Consider the following 21181-nt stretch of genomic DNA (forward strand, 5'->3'; position numbering starts at 1 on the left):
AAAAACAAAACAGGGCGCATGCGCCCTGTTTTCTCGTAAACCGGATTCAATACGTCTCGACGTGGAAGCGGCCTTCCTTGACCATCTTCGCCGACAGTGCGCTCCAGTCCAGTCCTTCCGCCGCACAGACGGCGCGCAGCGCATCCATCACGCCGGTCTCCATGCCCTTGAGGCCGCAGATATAGAGATAAGTATCGCCGCGCAGCAGTTCGGCCACCTGCTTGCCGGCTTCTCGGATCTTGTCCTGCACATAGGTCTTGGTCTGCCCTTCCATGCGGGAAAAGGCGAAATGCTTGTCGATGAAATGATCCGGCAGCTTCAGCAGCGGCCCGAAGTAAGGCAGTTCCTGCGGATTGCGAGCGCCGAAGAACAGCATCAGCTTGCCGATCTTCTTGTTGTTCGATTCCAGCCGGCGGCGGTGCTCGGTCATCGCCCGCATCGGCGCCGAGCCGGTTCCGGTGCAGATCATCAGGATGTTGGAGCCGGTATGGTTGGGCATCAGGTAGTTGGTGCCGAAGGGGCCGGTCACCTGGACCGTGTCGCCTTTCTGCAGGTCGCACAGGTAGTTCGACGCAACGCCGACCGTCGGCTTGCCTTCATGGTCGATGACCACGCGCTTGACTGTCAGCGAGAGGTTGTTATAACCCTCGCGTTCGCCGCTGCGCGGGCTGGCCACAGAGTACATGCGCAGGTAATGCGGCTTGCCGTTGGCATCGACGCCGGGCGGGATGATGCCGATCGACTGGCCTTCCAGGATGGGAAAGACCTGGGTGCCGAAGTCGAGCACGATGTGATGAATGTCGCTTTCCACGCCGGGGTCCGTCAGGCGGTAGTTGCCGGCGATGGTGGCGGTGATCGGGTTCTTGATCGTGTACAGATTGATATAGGGATGCGCAGCCGACCAGGGCGGCACCGGCGAGGTGAGCGAACTTGATGCATTGACCTGCACTTCCTCGACCGCGGCTTCGGCGGCATTCTCGCTGGCGGCCTGGTCGAGCACGCTGGGGTCGATGTCCTGCTTGGGCGGCAGCTCGTCCCAGGTCAGCTGTTCCTCGATGGAATAGGCGGAGGCCTTGGGCACGATGTGCCAGTGGTCGATGGAGCCGGTCGGGCAAGGCGAGATGCAGGCGCCGCAGCCGTTGCAGACATCGGCCTTGACCACGTAGTTGCGGCTGTCGTGCGTGATCGCGTCGATCGGACAGGTCTCTTCGCAGGTGTTGCAGCGGATGCAGACCTCGGGGTCGATCAGGTGTTGACGGATGAAGGCGATGGGTTCGGGTGCGTTCATGGCGGCCAGTCAGGATTGGGGTGAAACAAGGCTGGAATGAATCCGGCTTACTGGGGCTGAGCAAGATAAAACTTCTTAACTCGGCGCTATGATAAAGAACACTCCTCCCCTTTCAAGGGGGAGGCTGGGTGGGGGATGGGTTTGAACGGACGCCGCTGTACCCCATCCCCACCCCAACCCTCCCCTTGAAGGGGAGGGAGCAGGGGTTTCGCGATGCATGCATCGCGCCTGCGGACTCCGAGCGCCTTGCAAGGCGCGAGGTGGAGGGAGCTAACATTTCACAAAATACGCGTTGCATTTGCGTACTTCAAGCAGCTTCTACCACCCTGCTCAGTTAAACCGCACATACTCGAAATCAATCGGCTGACGATTGATTCCCACCGGCGGCGGCGCAATCCAGTTCGCCATCTTGCCCGGCTCGATCACACGGCCCATCAGCGAAGCCACATACGCGCGGTCTTCCTCGCTCGGCAGCCAGTTGCGCACGTTCGCTGCCCATTCGGCTTCCGAGATCACGCGGCCGTCCGGCGATACCTTGTGTCCGGAGAAGGTGCCGATGTGGCGGTTGAACGCCTTGTGCGGCGCCTGCAGGCTGAAGGAGAGGCCTGCCTTCTCGATCACGCGGTTCCAGCGGCCGATGCCGGCGATGGAGTCGCGGATGAAGTCGTCGCGCAGCACTTCGTTGAGCGAGTTGAGCATCGGCACTTCCTTCTCGACGATCCTGTCGCCCTGGATCTCGAGGATCTTGTACTGGTTGTTCTTCAGCACATGATCGTCGTCGCGCTTGGTCTCTTCGTAGCGTCCCTTCAGGCCGGCGCTGTAGAAAATGGCCGCATTCGATGACTGGTCGGCGCCGAACAAATCGATGGTCACGCTGAAGTGGAAGTTCAGGTAGCGCTGGATGGTCGGCAGGTCGATCACGCCATGCTTGCGCACTTCCGCCGGATCTTCGATACCGTGGGTCTTCATGATATCGACGGTGCGCTGGATCACGCGGGAAATGCCCGATTCGCCGACGAACATGTGGTGCGCTTCTTCGGTCAGCATGAAGCGGCAGGTGCGCGACAGCGGATCGAAGCCCGACTCGGCCAGCGCATTGAGCTGGAACTTGCCGTCGCGGTCGGTGAAATAGGTGAACATGTAGAAGGCCAGCCAGTCCGGCGTTTCTTCATTGAAGGCTTCGAGGATGCGCGGGTTGTCCTGGTTGCCGGAATTGCGCTGCAGCAGCGCTTCGGCTTCCTCGCGGCCGTCGCGGCCGAAATACTTGTGCAGCAGGTACACCATCGCCCACAGGTGGCGGCCCTCTTCCACATTGATCTGGAACAGGTTGCGCATATCGTACTGCGACGGCGCGGTCAGGCCGAGGTGGCGCTGCTGCTCGACCGATGCCGGTTCGGTGTCACCTTGGGTGACGATGATGCGGCGCAGGTTGGCGCGGTGCTCGCCTGGCACATCCTGCCAGGCATCCATGCCCTTGTTCTCGCCGAAATTGACCTTGCGGCCCTCTTCCTGCTGCGCCAGGAAAATGCCCCAGCGGTAGTCGGGCATCTTGACGTGGCCGAAATGGGCCCAGCCTTCCGGCGTGACGTTGATCGCGGTACGCAGGTAGACGTCGAAGTTGGTAGTGCCGTCCGGGCCCATGTCCTGCCACCATTGCAGGTAGTTCGGCTGCCAGTGCTCCAGCGCGCGCTGCAGTGTGCGGTCCTCGGAGAGGTTGACGTTGTTCGGGATCTTTTCGCTGTAGTTGATTGTGCTCACGGTGCCATCCTTGATATTGTCGAATCGTTCAAACGCGGTTCAAATCGAACTTGGCCTTGTTGCCCGAACCGTAGACCTTCAGCGCACCCAGTTCGCCGACGGCGTTGGGGCGGATGAAGATCCAGTTCTGCCATGCGGTGAGGCGGCCGAAGATGCGGGTCTCCATGGTTTCCTTGCCGTTGAAGCGCAGGTTGGCTTCCATGCCGGTCAGCGCATCGGGCGACATGCTGGCGCGCTCCTCGACCACCATGCGCGTCTCGTCAGCCCAGTCGATGTCGTCCGGATTGAAGGTGATCAGGCCCAGCTCCATCGCCTGGTCGGCGTCGAGCTGCTTGCCCTTGCTTTCGCGTACCGCGGCGATTGCCGCTTCATCGCCGTAGAAGCGGCGGCCGATGCGCGATTCGCCGGTGACCATCGGATAGGTGCCGAAGTTGAGTTCGGACACGGCGATCTTCGGTGCCTTGTCGGCATCGTCCGGCAGGGCCAGCATGTAGCTGCGGTCGGCGGCCAGCGCGACTTCGAGCAGCGTGCCGGCAAAGCAGGAGCCTTCTTCGATGAAGGCGAACAGCGAACGCGATGTCACATCCAGGCGGGCCAGCGTGCGGCGCAGGAAGCCGATGGTTTCCTTGACCAGCCAGTGATTCTTGTTGGCGGCAAGCGTCGCATCGACATCGAGCACGGCTTGCGGGTTGCCGGACGACTTCAACAGCCAGGTGCCGATGTCGAGTTCATTGGTGCGCAGGTGCAGGATGGCGTCGTCGAGTTCGCGGGCGAACTGCAGCGGCCACCAGTGCACGCCGGCGGCTTCGATGCCGGCGGCATCTTTCGGCTGCGCGGCGGACGGCGATTTCACGGTCAGCGTCGCGGTGCGGTTGTTGCGGTCGATGGCGACGCTGACGAATTCATAGTCGAGGCCGTTGTCGGACTGCTTGCGGTTGAGCGGTGTCAGTTTGACGCCGGCGGCGCTGTCGGGACGCTGGCTCTTTTCAGCCAGAGCCAATGCATGCTGGCGCACGGTCTCGGCGAACTGGGCCGGCTTGGCGACTTCGTCGACCAGCTTCCAGTCCTTGGCGCGCTGGCCGCGCACGCCTTCAGTGGTGGTGCAGAAGATGTCTGCATGGTCATGGCGAACCTTGCGCTTGTCGGTGAGGCGGGTCAGGCCTCCGGTACCGGGAAGCACGCCCAGGAGCGGCACTTCCGGCAGGCTGACCGAAGACGAGCGGTCGTCGACCAGGATGATCTCGTCGCAGGCCGCGGCGAGTTCATAGCCGCCGCCGGCGCAGGCGCCGTTGACCGCGGCAACGAACTTCAAGCCGCCGTGACGGCTGGAGTCTTCCAGGCCGTTGCGGGTTTCGTTGGTGAATTTGCAGAAGTTGACCTTCCAGGCATGCGACGATTTGCCGAGCATGAAGATGTTCGCACCCGAGCAGAAAATACGGTCGCGGCTGCTGGTGATGACCACCGTCTTGACCGTGGGATGCTCGAAGCGGATGCGCTGAACCGCATCATGCAGCTCGATGTCGACGCCGAGGTCATAGGAGTTGAGCTTGAGCTTGTAACCCTCCTTCAGGCCGCCGTCCTCATTGACGTTCATGGTGAGTGTGGCGATGGACCCGTCGACCGCAAGGGTCCAGTGCTTGTAGCGCTCGGGAGACGTTTCGTAGTTGACTTGGGGTGCGGTACTCATATGCTCCTCGGTGAAGTATGCTGCATTCACATAACCTGAGACGCACTATATTGCAGCTATGTTGGAGTGTCAAGCACAAAAATGCACTTTCGTTCGCGTGCATGCACTTTTATTCATTGCAGGAAAATATTTATGCAGATGTTGCTTCGGGTAGGTACTTGCCAGCTTCTCCGGTTGCCCAACCCGCCGGCACCGCAAACAAAAATGCCGGAAGACTTGTCTTGTCTTCCGGCATTTTTTGAAGATTCGGAGACGACGCCGCGTCTCGGTGAGGCCCGCAAAATTCAGGCAGGCAACTGAACGTCGTCCCGCAGTTCCTCCATCAGGCCGAAGAAGGCATTTTCCTGCGTCATGTCGCTGGTATCGAAAATCCGGTCGGCCTTGGAGTAGAACGCGGCGCGGCTTTCCAGAATGCTTTTCAGGTCTTCCATCGCCTCGCGGTTGCCCGACATCGGACGGGTATCGCCCTGGGCCAGCACACGCTCCATGTGTTCGCGCGGCGATGCCTTCAGCCATACCGTATAGCAGTGGGACAGCAGCAGATTGAAGGTGGCGGGATCGGACACGATGCCGCCGGGCGTGGCGATCACGGCACGCGGAAAGCGCTGGATGATGTCTTCCAGCGCCCGGTATTCATAACGGCGGTAGGCGCCGGGGCCGTAGAGCGCGTGGATCTCGGCGACGCTGCAGCCGGCAATCGTTTCCACATGGCGGCTCAGTTCCACGAAGGGAACCATCCAGTAGTCGGCCAGCATCCGTCCCAGGCTGGACTTGCCGGCGCCGCGCAAGCCGACCAGCGCAATGCGCTGGCGCCGGGCGATTTCGCTGGTCGGCGCCTCGAACATGCCTGCCAGCGTCGAGCGCGCCTTGGCGAGCTCCTCGTCGGAACGCCCGCGCAGGATCTCGCGGATCATCAGCCATTCCGGCGATGTAGCGGTTTCGTCGCCGATCATTTCAGCGAGCGTGCAATTCAGTACCGCGGTCAGCTGCCGCAGGAACTGCAAGGTCGCATTGCCTACGCCGGACTCCAGGTTGGCGAGGTGGCGTTCGGAAACATTGGCCAGCTTGGCCAGCGCCTTGCGCGTCAGGCCCCGGCGGGAACGCAGCGCACGCAGACGCTCGCCCAGAGCCACCAGGAAGGGGTCCTTTTCCTCTTCGGGGCTTTCGGTCAATACATTTGGCGCGGTCATACGTGCATCTTTCTCCTGGATAAGGCGCAGTTCATTTCTGGCTGGCGCATCGCCTCGCGATTATCGCAAAAAACCATTGCATGTGGCAGCGGCCAAAGTGAAATATATTTACCAATATCGCTTGACACATGCAACATAGTACACCTAAACTCGGCGACATAAAAAGACAATCTTGTTCCAATGCCATGCATTGAAGTGCATCTGACCGCTTCAATGCATTCACAGGAGATGTGCAATGGATGTCGACCGTTTCCGAGAGCTGATCCGCAAGATCACCGAAGACATCGACGGGATTCCCCTGAATGCTTCCCTCGCCTCCCGTCTCAATGCGCAGCACGGCGCCGGCAGCGAGCTCTATCAGCAGATTTTCGATGCCTGCCGGACAGGCGTGCGCGACGGCTGGCTGTGCAACCGCGAGGCCGACGGCATCCGTTACGGCCGCGTGCTCAAGGCGACCGACGCCACCCATAATTTCAGCGTCGACGTGGTGGAAATGGAAGACATTGCCGGACCGCACCATGTTCATCCCAACGGCGAGATCGACCTCATCATGCCGCTGACCGAAGGCGCAAGCTTCGACGGCCATCCCGCAGGCTGGTGCGTCTATGAACCCGGGAGCGCACACCGTCCTACCGTGGCCAAGGGCCGGGCGCTGGTGCTTTACCTGCTGCCCCAGGGCGCTATCAATTTCACCCCGGCTGCCGCCTGAAAATGAGGGCTTGGCCGCATCGGCCGCCCCATTCACCAGCACGGGTTATCAAAGCGGCGCATGAAGAACAGCCGCCGGATCAAGAAGAGACGGACCGGCGCTGCACCATGGTGCAGCGCCGGTCCGCAGCATAGGAGATATCGATGAGCCAGCCTGACGCAGCGCTGCCGCAGCGCTTCAACTTCGCCCGCCATATTCTGGAAATCAACACCGGGCGCGCCGGCAAGACCGCCTATATCGATGACAACGGACAGCTGAGCTACGGCGAACTGGAGCAGCGCGTGCGCCGCTTCGCCGCCGGCATTCTCGCCGCCGGCATCCGGCGCGAGGAACGCATCCTGCTCATCATGCATGACACGGTAGACATGCCGGTGGTCTTCCTCGGTGCACTGTATGCGGGCGTCATCCCGGTGCCGGTGAATACCCTGCTGCCCGCCGACGATTACGCCTACATGATGGAGCACAGCGGTGCCCGGGCCGTGGTGTTTTCCAAGCCGCTGCAAAGCTGCGTGCAGGAAGCGCTCGGCAAGACCGATGCGCGCCCGCAGCTGATCGTGGCCGGCAGCGCGGGCAGCGTTGACGGCATCCCGGACGGCATGCAGCCGCTGGAGAACCTTTTTGCCGCCGAGCCTCTGCCCGTGACGGCTTGCGCCAACACCTCGGCCGACGATTTTGCATTCTGGCTGTACTCGTCCGGCTCCACCGGCCGGCCGAAAGGCACGGTGCACTCGCATGCCAACCTGTTCTGGACCGCCGAACTCTACGCCAAGCCCATTCTCGGCATCCGCGAGGACGATGTCGTGTTTTCGGCGGCGAAACTGTTTTTCGCCTACGGCCTGGGCAACGGCCTGACCTTCCCGCTCAGCGTCGGCGCCACCGTAGTACTGATGGCGGAACGGCCGACTCCCCCGGCGGTGTTCAAGCGCCTGGTGGAGCACAAGCCGACGATTTTCTATGGCGTGCCGACGCTGTATGTCGCGATGCTGGCCTCCGATGCATTGCCGAAGAAAGAAGACGTCGCGCTGCGCATCTGCACCTCGGCCGGCGAAGCGCTGCCGCGCGAGGTCGGCGAAAAATTTCGCCGGCATTTCGGCTGCGACATCCTCGACGGCCTCGGTTCCACCGAGATGCTGCACATTTTCATTTCCAACCGCGCCGGCAGCGTGCGCTACGGCACTTCCGGCCAGCCGGTGCCGGGCTATGACGTGGAACTGCGCGACGAGAGCGGCCAGCGCGTCGCTCCCGGCGAGATCGGCGATCTCTACATCCGCGGCCCGAGTTCGGCGCTGCTGTACTGGTGCAACCGGGAAAAGAGCCGCTCCACCTTCATCGGCGAGTGGCTGAGGAGCGGCGACAAATACGTGATGGATGCGGACGGCTACTACTGCTACTCCGGCCGCAGCGACGACATGCTCAAGGTCAGCGGGCAGTACGTGTCGCCGATCGAGGTGGAGAACGTGATGATCGAGCACCCCGCCGTGCTGGAATGCGCGGTGGTCGGCAAGAACGATGCGGAAGGCCTGACCAAGACCACCGCTTATGTGGTGCTGGCCAAGGGGCAGACGGAAACGCCGGCGCTGTCCGAGGAACTGAAGGGCTTCGTCAAGGGCAAGCTTGCTCCGCACAAGTATCCTCGTGACATCCTGTTCGTCACCGAACTGCCCAAGACTGCCACCGGCAAGATCCAGCGCTTCAAGCTGCGCGCCTTGCAGGAGGCGCATGCATGACAAGCTCGGCCGGCTCGGGCATCGGATATGTCGACATCGACTGGCAGGGCCGTCCGCTGCGACTGGAATACCAATGGGTGGGCGCAAGTGAATCAGCGCATCCGGTCGTGGTCTTCCTGCACGAGGGCCTGGGTTCGATTGCGATGTGGAAGGATTTTCCGCAGCAATTCTGCGAGCGCAACGGCTTTACCGGCCTGGTGTTTTCCCGCTATGGTTACGGCAACTCGACGCCCCGCCCAGCCGATGAGCGCTGGACTGTCGCTTTCATGCACGCCCAGGCGCACGAGGTGCTGCCTAAGCTGTTCTCCGCGCTGGGCATCGTGAAGCCATGGCTATTCGGCCACAGCGACGGCGGATCGATCGCCCTGCTGCATGCGGCCCGCTTTCCGCAAGGCGTCAGCGGCATCGTGGTCGCCGCGCCGCATATCTTCGTCGAAGACGTGTCGGTGAACAGCATCCGGCAGGCAAGGGAGACCTACCTGTCCAGCGACATGCGCAGCAAACTCGGCCGCTACCATGCCGATCCGGATTCGGCATTCTGGGGCTGGAACGATATCTGGCTCGATCCTGCGTTCCGCGCATGGAACATCGAGGAGGAGCTGGCCAACATCACTTGCCCCGTGCTGGCGGTGCAGGGAGAGGACGATGAGTATGGTACGCTAGAACAGATCCGCGGCATCCGGAGGAAAGCGCCTCAGACACGCCTGCTGATACTTCCCGAATGCGGCCATTCGCCGCACCGGGATCAACCTGAAGCGCTCATGAAAGAAGCAGCTCGATTCATCGTCGGCCAAGGCTGACGCATTCAATACCAAGGAGACAATAATGAAACACCTCTTCAAGCCGGCCATTACAACAGCCATCGCCGCAGCCATCGCCGGCGCGCTCTCTGCTCCAGCCTTCGCGCAGCAAGGTCCGATCAAGGTCGGCTTCATGCTGCCGGCCACCGGCACCTATGCCAACCTCGGCAACATGATCGAGAACGGCTTCAAGATGTACGTCAACGAACAGGGCGGCAAGATCGGCGGGCGCGAGGTGCAGTACTTCAAGGTGGATGACGAATCCGATCCGGCCAAGGCCACCGACAACGTCAACAAGCTGATCAAGCGCGACCAGGTCGACGTGCTGGTGGGTACGGTCCACTCCGGCGTGGCGCTGACCATGGCCAAGGTTGCCCGCGAAACCAATACCCTGCTCATCGTGCCGAACGCCGGCGCCGACGTCATCACCGGGGCGATGTGCGCCAAGAACATCTTCCGCACTTCCTTCACCAACTGGCAGCCGGCCTATGCGATGGGCAAGGTTGCAGCAGAGCGCGGCCACAAGAATGCAATGACCATCACCTGGAATTACGCCGCCGGCAACGAGTCGGTCAAGGGCTTCCAGGAAGGCTTCGAAAAGGGCGGCGGCAAGGTTTCCCAGAATCTGACCCTGCCCTTCCCCAACGTCGAATACCAGGCACTGCTGACGCAGATCGCCTCCCAGAAACCCGATGCGGTGTACGCCTTCTTCGCCGGCGGCGGCGCGGTCAAGTTCGTCAAGGATTACGTCGCAGCGGGCCTGAACAAGACCATCCCGCTGTACGGTCCGGGCTTCCTCACCGACGGCACGCTGGAAGCACAGGGTGCGGCAGCGCAGGGACTCGTCACTACGCTGCACTATGCGGACAACCTGAACACGCCACGCGACAACACCTTCCGCCTCAACTTCGCCAAGACCTACAAGACCAATGCCGACGTCTACGCGGTGCAGGGCTATGATGCGGCGCAATTGCTGACCACCGGCGTGAAGGCGGTCAACGGCGACATCAGCAAGCGCGACCAGATGATTCTCGCCATGCGCAGCGCCGCCATCGACAGCCCGCGCGGCAAGTTCACGCTGTCGCCGGCGCACAACCCGATCCAGGACATCTACCTGCGCGAGGTCAAGGGCAATAACAACGAAGTCAAGGGCGTGGCCATCAAGGCGCTGGCCGATCCGGCCCGCGGCTGCAAGCAGGGCTGATTCAAGTTAGCCTCTCCTGCTGCAATGCACTGCCGCGCTCCAAGGTGCGGCAGTGCATCTCCCCATCCCCGAGCAAAAGATTCTCATGGACATCTCCACCTTCCTGGTCCAGTGCCTCAACTCCATCCAGTACGGTTTGCTGCTGTTCCTGGTGGCTAGCGGTCTGACGCTGATCTTCGGCATCATGGGCGTGATCAACCTGGCGCACGGCAGCTTCTACATGATCGGCGCCTATCTTGCCTTTTCCATCGCGCCCTTCTTCGGCGACCAGTTCATCATCATGCTGCTGGCAGGCATCGTTTTGTCCGCGCTGTTTGGCTTCGTGCTGGAATGGGTGTTCTTCAGCTATCTCTACCAGCGCGACCACCTGCAGCAGGTGCTGATGACCTATGCGCTGATCCTGGTGTTCGAGGAATTGCGCAGCATCCTGGTCGGCAACGACGTGCACGGCGTCAAGGCGCCGGAATGGCTGTCCGGCAGCATCGCGCTCGGTGATGTGATGACCTATCCTGTCTATAACCTGTTCGCTTCGGCCGCCTGCATCGTGGTGGCCATCGGCCTGTACTTTGTGGTCAACCGCACCCGGCTGGGCATGATGATCCGCGCCGGCGCCAGCAACCGCGACATGGTGCGCGGGCTGGGCATCAATATTCGCCTGCTGTACCGCATCGTGTTCGCCGCCGGCGTCGCGCTCGCCGCACTGGCCGGCATGATCGCGGCACCGATGGCTTCGGTCTATCCCGGCATGGGCGGGCAGGTGCTGATCATCTGCTTCGTGGTGGTGGTGATCGGCGGCATCGGTTCGATTTCCGGCGCACTGATCGCATCCCTGCTGGTCGGCTTCGTCGATACCTTCGGCAAGGTGTTTTTCGCGCAGATGAGCGGCATCGGCATTTACGTGCTGATGGCCATCCTGCTGATCTGGCGTCCGGAAGGCCTCAGGAGCAAAGGATACTAAGTCATGAGCACCACCGTACTCGCAACCAATGCCGTCATGCCGGCAGGCCGGCAGCACCATCACTGGCTGCTGCCTCTCGCCGTGCTCGTGCTGCTGGCAATCCTGCCCAACTTCCTGTCGTCTTACACCCAGGATCTGGTGCTGCGCATCGTCGTCTACGCCATTTTTGCCCTCAGCCTGGAACTGCTGGTGGGCACCACCGGACTGGTCAGCCTCGGCCATGCCGCCTTCTTCGGCCTGGCCGCCTATGTCACCGGACTGGCTTCGCCTGACGCGGAGGCGGGTTCCATCCTGAAACTCCTGCCGCTGGCCATGCTGGCTGCGGGCGCCTACGCATTGGTGGTCGGCGCGCTCAGCCTGCGCACCAAGGGCGTGTACTTCATCATGGTCACGCTGGCCTTCGCACAGATGGCCTATTACGTCTTCCACGACACGCCGGTCGGCGGCGGCAGCGACGGCATGTACATCACGCTGCGCCCGGCGCTGGTCATCGGCGAAACCACGCTGATCGACCTCGACAAGGGCAGCCACCTCTATTTCTTTGCGCTCGGCGCCCTCGCCTTTACCTTCGGCCTGCTGGCGCTGGTGCAGCGCTCGCGCTTCGGCCATGCGCTGGCGGGCATCCGCATCAACGAGCAGCGCATGCGCGCCGCCGGCTACCAGACCTACTGGTACAAGCTGGCCGCCTTCGTGCTGGCCGGCGTGCTGGCAGGCCTCTCCGGCTTCCTGATGGCGGCCAAGAACGGCACGGTCAATCCGGAAATGCTGTCCTGGCACGAATCGGGCGCGGTACTGCTGATGATCATCCTCGGCGGCCTCGGCTCGCTGCGCGGCGCGGTGATCGGCGCGGCAGCCTTCGTGCTGCTCAAGGAGTTCTATTCGTCGGAAGCCATTTTCGGCAGCTTCGCGCTGCGCTGGCAGCTGACGCTGGGCCTGACCATGATCTTCTTCGTCGCCCTGCTGCCCAAGGGCCTGATCGGCCTGGCATCGATGGGCGGGCGCTTCGGACGGAGCGCGCAAAAGACACCGGCTGCGGGAGCTGAACAATGATGAGCAATGCAGGCACATCCACCGGCGCGCTGCTGCGCGCCGACCGCCTGACCCGCCGCTTCGGCGGCCTCAAGGCGGTCAGCAATGTTTCCGTCGACCTGCATGTCGGCGAAGTGCATGCGGTGATCGGCACCAACGGCGCCGGCAAGTCCACGCTGATCAACATGCTGTCGGGCGAGATCCCGGTGTCCGACGGCACCATCCTGCTCGACGGCACCGACGTCACCCGCCTGCCGCAGCCCAGGCGCGCCCGCTCCGGCATCGGCCGCAGCTATCAGCGCACCACCATCTTCCCCAGCTTCACGGTGCTGGAGAACTGCCGCATGTCGGCCCAGGCGGCGCTGCAGCGGCCGTGGGCATTGTGGGAGTCGGCCGCGCAATGCAGGCAGAGCAATGCCGTCGCCCGCCAGGCGCTGGACGATACCGGCCTGGCCGACGTGGCGCAGATGCAGGCCGGCAGCCTCAGCCACGGCAAGAAGCGCCAGCTGGAAATCGCGATGTGCCTGGCCACCGCGCCGCGCGTGCTGCTGCTCGACGAGCCGCTGGCCGGCATGGGCGCGGAAGAAACCGAACGCATGCTGGCCCTGCTCGCCAAGCTCAAGCGCGGCCATGCGGTGCTGCTGGTCGAGCATGACATGGATGCGGTGTTCCGCATCGCCGACCGCATTACCGTCATGGTCAACGGCGAGGTCATCGCCAGCGACCTGCCTGACGCGATCCGCAGCAATGCCGACGTACAGGCCGCCTACCTGGGCGACCACTAAACCTTCGCAGGGAACGACGTGCTTCAGATCAAATCGCTCAATACCTATTACGGCGACAGCCATATCCTGCATGGCGTCGATCTCGACATCCCCGGCGGCAAGGCGATCGGCCTGCTCGGCCGCAACGGCATGGGCAAGACCACGCTGATCCGCTCGCTGATGGGCTATGTGCCGGCGAAGTCGGGCACCGTGTCCTGGCGCAGCAGGAACGTTACCGGCAGCCCGCCGGAGAAGATGGCGCGCCTCGGCATCGGCTATGTGCCCGAAGGACGCGGCATCTTCCCCAATCTTTCAGTGCGCGAGAACCTGCTGATGAGCGCACGGCCCGGACCTGGCGGGCGAAGCGACTGGACCTACGAGCGCGTGCTCGACACCTTTCCGCGTCTCAAGGAAAGGCTGGATCACGGCGGCCAGCAGCTGTCCGGCGGCGAACAGCAGATGCTGTCCATCGGCCGCGCGCTCATGACCAATCCCGACTTGATGATTCTCGACGAGGCCACCGAGGGTCTTGCGCCGCTGATCGTGCAGGAAATCTGGCGCGTCATTTCCAAGATCCGCGAGACCGGCATCAGCACCCTGATCGTCGACCGCAACTACCGCACCGTGCTCGCGCATACCGACTCTGCGGTGCTGCTGGAAAAAGGCCGGGTGGTGCTGCAGGGCGAGTCGAAGGCGCTGATGGATGCGCCGGAGTCGCTGGCGAAATATCTCGGGGTGTAGGCATGCAGGCGCTCCGGCATCGTCTCCTTGTCGCAGGCATGCTTTCGCTTTCCGCCATTGGCGCCGTGTATGCCGATTCCCCTCCCTCGCCTTATGCCGGACAGGAAGCGCGCCAGATCAAGGCGCTGTCCGCCGAAGAGGTATCGTCCTATCTCGCCGGCAAGGGCATGGGTCTGGCAAAGACGGCGGAACTCAACGGTTATCCGGGGCCTCTGCATGTGCTGGAACTGGCGGAGCAGCTCAAGCTCAGCAGGGAACAGAAGACAAAGACCCGGGATCTGTACAACACGATGCAGGCCAAAGCCGTCGAGGCCGGACGGGCACTGATCGATGCCGAGCAAAAGCTGGACCGCTTGTTCGCGAGCAAGGAAATCAGTCCGAACCTGCTCGACTCCTCGCTCAAGGAGATCGGCGCATTGCAGGCCAGGGTGCGCGGCGTCCATCTGGAAGCGCATCTGCAGCAGGCCGGCATCCTGAATGCCGAACAGGTTGCGCGTTACAACGCGCTGCGCGGCTATGACAAAGCGCAGTCCGGCACTTCCCCGCATCACGGCCACGGGCACAAGCATTGACCTGTTGCCGGCACGCACCCGCAGCCGGCACTTCCCTCCTCCGGCCGCCCGGAACTCCCTCTTGCGGCGCATAGTCGTACCGGCATCCTTCCATTCCGGCGAAAGGCAAGCACATGAAAAGCATCAATCCGCACTCGGGCCAGCTCATCCGTACCTACGACACGCAAGGGGATGCGGAAATCGACCGGCAGCTCGCTCTGGCCGAGGAGGCGTTCGACGACTGGAGGAAGAGCGGCTTCGCCGACCGCGCGCAGCTGATGAAGGCCGCCGGCGGATTGCTGCGCGAGCGCAAGCAGCAGCTGGCGGAACTGATGGCCGATGAAATGGGCAAGGTGGTGCGCGACGGCATTGCGGAGATCGAGAAGTGCGCCGGCTGCTGCGACTACTATGCCGACAATGCCGAACGCTTTCTGTCGAGCCAGACCATACCCACCGATGCGGAGAACAGCTACATCGCCTTCGATCCGCTGGGCCCCGTGCTGGCGATCATGCCGTGGAATTTTCCGTTCTGGCAAGTCTTTCGCTTCGCGGCGCCGGCACTCATGGCGGGCAATGTCGGCGTGCTCAAGCATGCGTCGAACGTGACCGGATGCTCGCTCGCGATCCAGGACATTTTCCGCGCCGCCGGCTTTCCCCAGCATGCATTTTCGTCGCTCCTGATCGAGAGCAAGAACATCGAACGCGTCATCAGGCATCCCGCCATCAAGGCAGTCACCCTGACCGGCAGCACCCCGGCCGGGCGCTCGGTGGCGTCGATCGCAGGTTCCGAACTGAAGAAGAGCGTGCTCGAACTCGGCGGCAGCGATGCCTACCTGGTGCTCGACGATGCCGATCTCGACGCCGCGGTCGACATCTGCGTCAAGAGCCGGCTCATCAACGCCGGGCAAAGCTGCATCGCCGCCAAGCGCTTCATCGTGGACAGGAAGCTGCGCGCTCAATTCGAACGTGCTTATGTCGAGCGCTTCAACCACATCCGCCACGGCAATCCTCGCGACGAGGCTTCGGACATCGGCCCGATGGCCCGCGCCGACCTGCGCGCCCAGATTCACCAGCAGGTGGAGCAGAGCGTCAAGCAGGGCGCGAGCCTGCTGGCCGGAGGCAAGCTGCCTGCCGGCGACGGCGCCTACTATCCGGCGACTGTACTCGGCAACGTGAAGCCGGGCATGGTCGCCTTCGACGAAGAAATCTTCGGCCCGGTGGCGGCCATCATCGAAGCCGACGACGAGGAGCACGCGATCGCATTGGCGAACCGGTCGCCCTTCGGCCTGGGCGCGGCGCTGTTTACGCGCGACAAGGCACGCGCCGACCGCATCGCGCGCCGCATCGAAGCCGGCAGCGTGTTCGTCAATGCCCTGGTGAAGTCCGACGTGCGCCTGCCCTTCGGCGGCGTCAAGCAGTCGGGCTACGGCCGGGAGCTTTCCTGGTTCGGCATCCAGGAATTCGTCAACATAAAGACCATCTACCACGCGAAGTCGCAAGAGGCCTCTGCGGCGCACGCATCGAAGAGCCAGCCGGAATAAGCGCCGGCATCGACAAGGAAGAACAGAGACGGCGGATGCGTCTGCCTGTCCTGCCGCTGTCTCTCATCATTCGCAGAGAAACGCTGCGCTGATCTTCGGCGCATTGACTTGCGAAGGTTTGTTCATCCCGCTCAACAAGCGGCATCAGGTACGCATTTCACGGCTGGCACGGTCAGCCTGGGATCGGCCTCTCCGCCAAGCTGCTTTCCGCAATATTGGAATCGCCCGGTCTGCCTTCATTGCCTTGTCGGTGAGAGCGGTTGCCTGTTACGGTCACCGACTGCCCGCAGGTTTGCTGCTCTGGCATGCAGGCATCGCTCGGGTAGACGGAGCGGAAAATCCTGCGCGGCGCTAAGGATACTGCTTCGTCAGTGCGTGTCCTGTACCAATTCCAAGTCATGACACGCCATGAGATCGCGTCTTTTTCCGCCTGGCTGCGTTGCGCTCGTCATCCATAGCCTCGCTATGGATTCCTGATTTGCAGGCTCGGCGTTGCCAGTCGAAGAAAACCATCGGTCCCATTTGGCATGTCATGACTTGGGATTGGTATTAATGCTTGCGAAAACGTCTTGCCGAAATTGATTTCAAATTTCATTACGCCCTTTGGCAGCAAGGCCTTGCGTGAAAAATGCGATGACGCAAAGCACGGCGAAGGTGTACCATTCGCCTTTTCCGCAAGAGAACATTTTCATGAGCAACGATATTGTTTTGGCACTTCTTTTCGTGATCGGTGGTGGCGGTGCATTGCTTTACTGGGCCGCGTATCAGAGCGGCCGCATGATCGGTTACCGCCATGGACTTGAGAAGGGCACGAAGCTGGGCACCCAGGCGCAACACCTCAAGGGCGTCAATGACGGTTATGTCATGGCGCTCCAGCATACGCCGGGCCAGCGCCATGAATTCATGAACAACGTGCTGCTGAAAACCGGCGCCATGAGCAAGGAAGAGATTGAAGCGGAACGCCGCCTGCGCTTCAAACTGCAGATGGAACAGTAAGGCTTGCGTCCGGCCTTCTGCGGGATGCCCCCCCACGCCTGACTCATCAACCGGCGCATCGGATGTGCGCCGCAGTTGAATATCCAGATTAAATATCAAACCGGCTGCAGCATCCCGCGCCTTGCAGTCTTTGCTTCATCCAGCCTGAACACGCTGACCAGCTCAGCCAGCTTGCCTGTCTGATCCTCAAGGGAACCTGCAGCCGCCGCCGCTTCCTCCACCAGCGCCGCATTCTGCTGCGTCACCTGATCCATCTGGCCGATTGCCTGGTTCACCTGCTCGATGCCGGAGCTCTGCTCCTGGCTGGCTGCCAGAATCTCTCCCATGATCGCGGTCACGCGTCCGACGCTTTCGACGATCTCGTTCATCGTCACGCCGGCCTCGCTGACCAGCCTGCTTCCGGCATCCACCTTCTCGACCGAATCATCGATCAATGATTTGATTTCCTTCGCTGCTTCCGCGGAGCGCCGCGCCAGATTGCGCACTTCGCCGGCGACGACGGCAAAGCCGCGGCCCTGCTCTCCGGCTCGCGCCGCTTCCACTGCGGCATTCAAGGCGAGGAGGTTGGTCTGAAAGGCGATGCCGTCGATGACGTTGATGATATCGACGATCTTTTGCGACGACGAGTTGATGGAATCCATGGTATCCACGACCCGGCCGACGACAGCGCCGCCCTTGACCGCCACCTCGGAGGCTTGCACCGCCAGCTGGTTGGCCTGGTGTGCATTGTCGGTATTCTGCCGCACGGCCGACGTCAGCTCCTCCATTGAGGATGCGGTTTCCTCGAGCGATCCGGCCTGCTGTTCAGTGCGGGCGGACAGATCCAGATTGCCTGCGGAAATCTCCTTCGACGCCGTGGCAATGGTATCGGTGCCGCTGCGCACTTCGCTCACCACACGCACCAGGCTGTCATTCATGTCCTTCAACGCCTGCAGCAGCTGACCGGTCTCATCCTTGCTGGTAACTGCGATGTCGCTCGTCAGGTCGCCCGAAGTCACGGTCCGCGCCACCTGCACCGCCTTGCGCAGCGGGCCGGTGATGCCGATAGTGAGCAGCCAGGCATATGTCGCACCGAGTACCAGAACGGCAATGCCGAGTCCGGCCAGCAGCTTCCAGCTGGCCTGATAGATGCCGTCGATCTGACGGGCGGTCGTGTCAATGCTTGCCCGCTGCTCGTCCAGCAGCTTCTGGATCAGGTCAAGGTAGACCTTGGCCGCCGGCACGAAGGTTTGTTCGAGCACGCGGTTAGCTTCTTCAAGCTGACCGTCGGCCTTGGCTTTCGTGATGGCGTCGCGCGAGGCGACGTAGGCTTTGCGCTTGTCCATCAGCTGTGCCCACAGCGCCTTTTCTTCCGGCGTGATCACAAGGGGTTCGATCGCCTTCTGCAAATCCGCGACCACCTTGATCGACTCTTTCGTTTCTTCCGCGAAGAAAGGCACCAGCGAAGCATCCTCGCTTTTCGCGATGGCGGAGGTGCGGCGCACGCTGCTGTGGATGCTACGGTACCAGTCGCTGATCAGGCGCTCCTTTGCGAGCGGCTGCTGCGTCATGTCATGCGTCGCTTGTGCGACGGTATGCAGGCGCCAGATCCCCACGCCTGTCATGAACGCCATCAATGCCAGAATGACGGCAAATCCTATCCCCAGGCGCACGCCTATTTTCAAGTTCTTCATTCTTCTATCTGTTTCGGTGGATTAATTGATATGAGCTGCGCTTGACTGTCCAGGTTAACCGCGTGCCATGCCGCTTTCCCTTCGATTCCTATCACTCCCGGAGGACGGTATCGACCTGCTGGCATTGGCCACGACCGCCGTGTGTCTGTCAGCGCTCGAAACGACTGCGGCGAGACAAGGGTTCAGGGCGAGCTGTCGGGGCTTGAATTCAATGCGCATAACAATTATTTGCAGGACGATGTCGCGAGAATTGAACACGCCCTTGATGTGCTCCGGACTGGAGGCAAGAAAGGGCCCGCCAGCCTTGCGGCTAGCGGGCAAATCCAATTCGAGAGAGTTGGAGGAGACGCGTTGAATATTGCCCCATGGAAATAAAACTAGGAAATTTATTATTGTGATGGCAGATATTCAATAGCCGAATAACTCGAGTTGGCGATGGCATCCGGGTTGTTGAATTGGTCGTCGCACGCCGGAACTTTGATATCAACAATCGTCCATTCGGACGAGGCGGCTTGTCCGTATTAATTTAACGGCACGTCACACGACCACCTAAACATTCAAGCATTTGCCATTGCAAGTGATTGATTTGTCCGCATATCTTGAATGAAGGCCAGTTGACGAAATAAATATTAGGGCTATACTCGCCTGTAACCACACCATCGATCTCCATTCACGCCGTGAACAATTCCTGCATTCTCGCGAAGCGCAATTGTTCTCCCTGCTCGCAGGGAGGCACGGTTATGGCTGTGTCATTTGCTCTGCCCTCTTTCAACGCCAGCACCTACGACTATCTGCCTTCGAATAGCCGCCGCGTGCAGCTGTCCACACGAAATCTCGCCTGCCTCTCTTGGGCTCGGTGAGCGCCTAAGAGAACTCCGGTTCTCTCCAGCCTCCCGAGCCTTCCCCAGCATCTGAATGCACCGCCAGGGCGCCTAATGCGCCGGGCGGCCCATGTCTACTTGAACGGTTCATGCGTGATGCATGGAGCCGAGGGAGACCTTTTGCCATGCTGAATGAACGTTTTCTGTCTCAGAAGGATGCCTGTCTGCTCAGCAGGCTCGCCGAGGCAATGCTGCGCTTGAGAGATGTGAAGTTCAATTTCGCCGATAGGCTGGTGGAATTCCTGTCGGGAGCGATCCTGCTTCCCGAGACAAGCACAAGAGATGACTTTGTCAGGCTCAATACGGTAGTCACTTATAGGGCCGTCGGTTCCGCCAAGCGGGAGTATCTCGCCATCGTGTGTCCGCAGGATGCCGACGAGGTACTTGCCAGAGTATCCGTCCTCTCTCCGCTGGCCATGACGATGCTGGGCCGCGTGGTCGGCAGCATCGTGGAAATTGGCCTGCCCTTTGGACGCGTTCAGTATGTCGAGATTGTCGACGTCGCTCCCATCGACTCTCGTCACGGCATCATTGAAGAGACAGCCAAGACCGTGTCTTCCATGCGTTTGCCGGATCTTCCAACGGCAGGCATCTGATGATCGCCGATGCGATCTCCCGCCCGGGAGGTCCATCAAGCTTGTTTGTGCAGCAAGAACAACTTCTGTATGGAGCAAGTCATGACACGCATAAAGAAGATACTGGTCGCCACCGACTGTTCTGAGAATGCGCGCAAGGCAGAGACACGTGCCGCGATGCTGAGCGTGGAGCTGAAGGCGGACGATCTGGAGATGCTGGCGATCCGGCAGACTGTGAGGATGGGACTTTCCACACCCTCCGCATCGGTTTTTCATTGCACCCTGGCCGAATCGGAGATCGCTGCGATGGCCGAAGGCGAAGCCGGATCGGCGGAACTGGAACCGGCCCATGGCGGGCCGCACTGCGTGCGCAGAATGAGGACGGGGAAATCGGCTTCGGCGATTACCGATCATGCAAGCCGGTTGCATGCGGACCTGACCGTCGTGGCGGCACAGGAGCGTCGGTTTCTTTCGAGTTTTCTGACGGGAGCCTGCCATCACGATGTAGTGCAGGCATGCACGCGCCCGGTTCTTGTCGTGAAGAGCGAGCCGCAGTCAGCCTACCGCCGCGTGCTCGTTGCCGTGGATTTCTCCGAGCAGTCGAAGGAAGCGGCGCGCATGGCGCTGGCGATCGCGCCTGATGCGCATGTCAGCTTCGTGCATGCATGCCGCCTCATGCACGAAGGAATGATGCGTGAAGCGGGATTGCCGCCTGATTCGATCAACGGCTATCGCATCCGCTTGCGTGAACGCTCGCGCACCCAGCTCAATCAGTTCATTGCCGAGCTTGGGCCGCAGAAGCAGCTGGCTTCGAGAACAGTTCAGTACGGCCATGCGGCGCCGGTCATATTCGATCTGGTCAAGAAGATCAGCCCGGATTTGATTGCGGTCGGCAAGACCGGACGGTCGTTGCTGGAGCAGGTGCTGGTCGGAAGCCTGACGAAGCGGCTGATCGACGAAGCGCCGTGCGATCTGCTTGTGGCTCCGCTGGATTCCGGACCAGGCTGGGACGATCGTCCCGCGGCATAGGAGAAATGGAAAACCCGCTGCCGCCACGTCCGGCAAGCGTCAATGACATGGTTGTTTGTCAGTTCGTCAGCCGGTTCGCC

General features: G+C 61.5%; 18 protein-coding genes. 13 read left to right on the top strand and 5 right to left on the bottom strand.

The genetic code is table 11. The annotated features are described in order from the left end of the window. Nucleotides 1-46 precede the first annotated feature (46 nt). The 4 genes from boxA to IGW03_RS09210 all read right to left on the bottom strand — a co-directional run bounded on the left by boxA (nucleotide 47) and on the right by IGW03_RS09210 (nucleotide 5923). Complete coding sequence (boxA, locus tag IGW03_RS09195) at nucleotides 47-1288, bottom strand: benzoyl-CoA 2,3-epoxidase subunit BoxA (protein WP_194722234.1); 1242 nt, start codon at nucleotides 1286-1288, stop codon at nucleotides 47-49. Nucleotides 1289-1618: 330 nt separating this feature from the next. Next, nucleotides 1619-3046, bottom strand: a complete 1428-nt coding sequence (gene boxB, locus IGW03_RS09200) for a benzoyl-CoA 2,3-epoxidase subunit BoxB (protein ID WP_194722235.1) — start codon at nucleotides 3044-3046, stop codon at nucleotides 1619-1621. Nucleotides 3047-3074: 28 nt separating this feature from the next. Beyond that, a complete protein-coding gene (gene boxC / locus IGW03_RS09205; protein ID WP_194722236.1) occupies nucleotides 3075-4733 on the bottom strand; it encodes a 2,3-epoxybenzoyl-CoA dihydrolase in 1659 nt (552 codons plus the stop codon). A gap of 284 nt (nucleotides 4734-5017) precedes the next feature. After that, nucleotides 5018-5923, bottom strand: a complete 906-nt coding sequence (locus IGW03_RS09210) for a helix-turn-helix transcriptional regulator (protein ID WP_194722237.1) — start codon at nucleotides 5921-5923, stop codon at nucleotides 5018-5020. Between the two features lie 235 nt (nucleotides 5924-6158). Between IGW03_RS09210 and IGW03_RS09215 the strand changes: the two genes are divergently transcribed. From IGW03_RS09215 to IGW03_RS09265, 11 genes are all read left to right on the top strand, one after another. Beyond that, the gene (locus tag IGW03_RS09215) at nucleotides 6159-6632 is read left to right on the top strand and encodes a DUF4863 family protein (RefSeq protein ID WP_194722238.1); all 474 of its coding nucleotides are present in this window, start codon (nucleotides 6159-6161) and stop codon (nucleotides 6630-6632) included. A gap of 143 nt (nucleotides 6633-6775) precedes the next feature. Next, nucleotides 6776-8359, top strand: coding sequence for a benzoate-CoA ligase family protein (locus IGW03_RS09220; RefSeq protein ID WP_194722239.1), 1584 nt, complete (start codon nucleotides 6776-6778; stop codon nucleotides 8357-8359). Further along, nucleotides 8356-9159, top strand: a complete 804-nt coding sequence (locus IGW03_RS09225; RefSeq protein WP_194722240.1) for an alpha/beta fold hydrolase — start codon at nucleotides 8356-8358, stop codon at nucleotides 9157-9159. Before IGW03_RS09220 ends, IGW03_RS09225 begins: the two co-directional genes overlap by 4 nt. A gap of 25 nt (nucleotides 9160-9184) precedes the next feature. Beyond that, nucleotides 9185-10363 carry an ABC transporter substrate-binding protein gene (locus tag IGW03_RS09230; protein WP_194722241.1) on the top strand — a complete coding sequence of 393 codons (1179 nt, stop codon included), beginning with the start codon at nucleotides 9185-9187 and terminating at the stop codon, nucleotides 10361-10363. A gap of 85 nt (nucleotides 10364-10448) precedes the next feature. Next, nucleotides 10449-11321, top strand: coding sequence for a branched-chain amino acid ABC transporter permease (locus tag IGW03_RS09235; RefSeq protein ID WP_194722242.1), 873 nt, complete (start codon nucleotides 10449-10451; stop codon nucleotides 11319-11321). 3 nt (nucleotides 11322-11324) lie between these two features. After that, complete coding sequence (locus tag IGW03_RS09240) at nucleotides 11325-12371, top strand: branched-chain amino acid ABC transporter permease (RefSeq protein WP_228535265.1); 1047 nt, start codon at nucleotides 11325-11327, stop codon at nucleotides 12369-12371. Further along, a complete protein-coding gene (locus IGW03_RS09245) occupies nucleotides 12371-13135 on the top strand; it encodes an ABC transporter ATP-binding protein (protein ID WP_194722347.1) in 765 nt (254 codons plus the stop codon). The genes IGW03_RS09240 and IGW03_RS09245 overlap by 1 nt, the downstream gene beginning before the upstream one ends. Before the next feature lie 18 nt (nucleotides 13136-13153). After that, complete coding sequence (locus tag IGW03_RS09250; protein ID WP_194722243.1) at nucleotides 13154-13855, top strand: ABC transporter ATP-binding protein; 702 nt, start codon at nucleotides 13154-13156, stop codon at nucleotides 13853-13855. A 38-nt stretch (nucleotides 13856-13893) separates the two neighbouring features. Continuing rightward, a complete protein-coding gene (locus IGW03_RS09255) occupies nucleotides 13894-14427 on the top strand; it encodes a Spy/CpxP family protein refolding chaperone (RefSeq protein ID WP_194722244.1) in 534 nt (177 codons plus the stop codon). A gap of 113 nt (nucleotides 14428-14540) precedes the next feature. Further along, on the top strand, nucleotides 14541-15947 hold the full coding sequence (locus IGW03_RS09260) for an NAD-dependent succinate-semialdehyde dehydrogenase (protein ID WP_194722245.1): 1407 nt from the start codon (nucleotides 14541-14543) through the stop codon (nucleotides 15945-15947). Nucleotides 15948-16637: 690 nt separating this feature from the next. Next, nucleotides 16638-16943: a hypothetical protein gene (locus IGW03_RS09265; protein WP_194722246.1), complete on the top strand. Its 306-nt coding sequence runs from the start codon at nucleotides 16638-16640 to the stop codon at nucleotides 16941-16943. Nucleotides 16944-17038: 95 nt separating this feature from the next. Here the strand turns inward: IGW03_RS09265 and IGW03_RS09270 are convergent, their stop codons facing one another. Next, entirely contained in the window at nucleotides 17039-18616 is a 1578-nt protein-coding gene (locus tag IGW03_RS09270; protein ID WP_194722247.1) for a methyl-accepting chemotaxis protein, read from the bottom strand. Nucleotides 18617-19622: 1006 nt separating this feature from the next. On the opposite strand from IGW03_RS09270, the gene IGW03_RS09275 reads away from it, so the two are divergent. Both IGW03_RS09275 and IGW03_RS09280 read left to right on the top strand, forming a co-directional pair. Next, nucleotides 19623-20093: a GreA/GreB family elongation factor gene (locus tag IGW03_RS09275; RefSeq protein ID WP_194722248.1), complete on the top strand. Its 471-nt coding sequence runs from the start codon at nucleotides 19623-19625 to the stop codon at nucleotides 20091-20093. An 81-nt stretch (nucleotides 20094-20174) separates the two neighbouring features. Further along, nucleotides 20175-21101, top strand: a complete 927-nt coding sequence (locus IGW03_RS09280; protein ID WP_194722249.1) for a universal stress protein — start codon at nucleotides 20175-20177, stop codon at nucleotides 21099-21101. The last annotated feature ends 80 nt before the right edge of the window (nucleotides 21102-21181 follow it).

It is taken from the genome of Noviherbaspirillum malthae (assembly GCF_015352985.1).
GTDB lineage: Bacteria > Pseudomonadota > Gammaproteobacteria > Burkholderiales > Burkholderiaceae_D > Noviherbaspirillum > Noviherbaspirillum malthae.

Excerpts from the sequence above, each read along its gene's own strand:
- boxA (WP_194722234.1), bottom strand. The coding sequence starts at position 1,288 with ATGAACGCACCCGAACCCATCGCCTTCATCCGTCAACACCTGATCGAC.
- boxC (WP_194722236.1), bottom strand. The coding sequence starts at position 4,733 with ATGAGTACCGCACCCCAAGTCAACTACGAAACGTCTCCCGAGCGCTAC.
- IGW03_RS09210 (WP_194722237.1), bottom strand. The coding sequence starts at position 5,923 with ATGACCGCGCCAAATGTATTGACCGAAAGCCCCGAAGAGGAAAAGGAC.
- IGW03_RS09215 (WP_194722238.1), top strand. The coding sequence starts at position 6,159 with ATGGATGTCGACCGTTTCCGAGAGCTGATCCGCAAGATCACCGAAGAC.
- IGW03_RS09220 (WP_194722239.1), top strand. The coding sequence starts at position 6,776 with ATGAGCCAGCCTGACGCAGCGCTGCCGCAGCGCTTCAACTTCGCCCGC.
- IGW03_RS09225 (WP_194722240.1), top strand. The coding sequence starts at position 8,356 with ATGACAAGCTCGGCCGGCTCGGGCATCGGATATGTCGACATCGACTGG.
- IGW03_RS09230 (WP_194722241.1), top strand. The coding sequence starts at position 9,185 with ATGAAACACCTCTTCAAGCCGGCCATTACAACAGCCATCGCCGCAGCC.
- IGW03_RS09235 (WP_194722242.1), top strand. The coding sequence starts at position 10,449 with ATGGACATCTCCACCTTCCTGGTCCAGTGCCTCAACTCCATCCAGTAC.
- IGW03_RS09240 (WP_228535265.1), top strand. The coding sequence starts at position 11,325 with ATGAGCACCACCGTACTCGCAACCAATGCCGTCATGCCGGCAGGCCGG.
- IGW03_RS09245 (WP_194722347.1), top strand. The coding sequence starts at position 12,371 with ATGAGCAATGCAGGCACATCCACCGGCGCGCTGCTGCGCGCCGACCGC.
- IGW03_RS09255 (WP_194722244.1), top strand. The coding sequence starts at position 13,894 with ATGCTTTCGCTTTCCGCCATTGGCGCCGTGTATGCCGATTCCCCTCCC.
- IGW03_RS09260 (WP_194722245.1), top strand. The coding sequence starts at position 14,541 with ATGAAAAGCATCAATCCGCACTCGGGCCAGCTCATCCGTACCTACGAC.
- IGW03_RS09265 (WP_194722246.1), top strand. The coding sequence starts at position 16,638 with ATGAGCAACGATATTGTTTTGGCACTTCTTTTCGTGATCGGTGGTGGC.
- IGW03_RS09270 (WP_194722247.1), bottom strand. The coding sequence starts at position 18,616 with ATGAAGAACTTGAAAATAGGCGTGCGCCTGGGGATAGGATTTGCCGTC.
- IGW03_RS09275 (WP_194722248.1), top strand. The coding sequence starts at position 19,623 with ATGCTGAATGAACGTTTTCTGTCTCAGAAGGATGCCTGTCTGCTCAGC.
- IGW03_RS09280 (WP_194722249.1), top strand. The coding sequence starts at position 20,175 with ATGACACGCATAAAGAAGATACTGGTCGCCACCGACTGTTCTGAGAAT.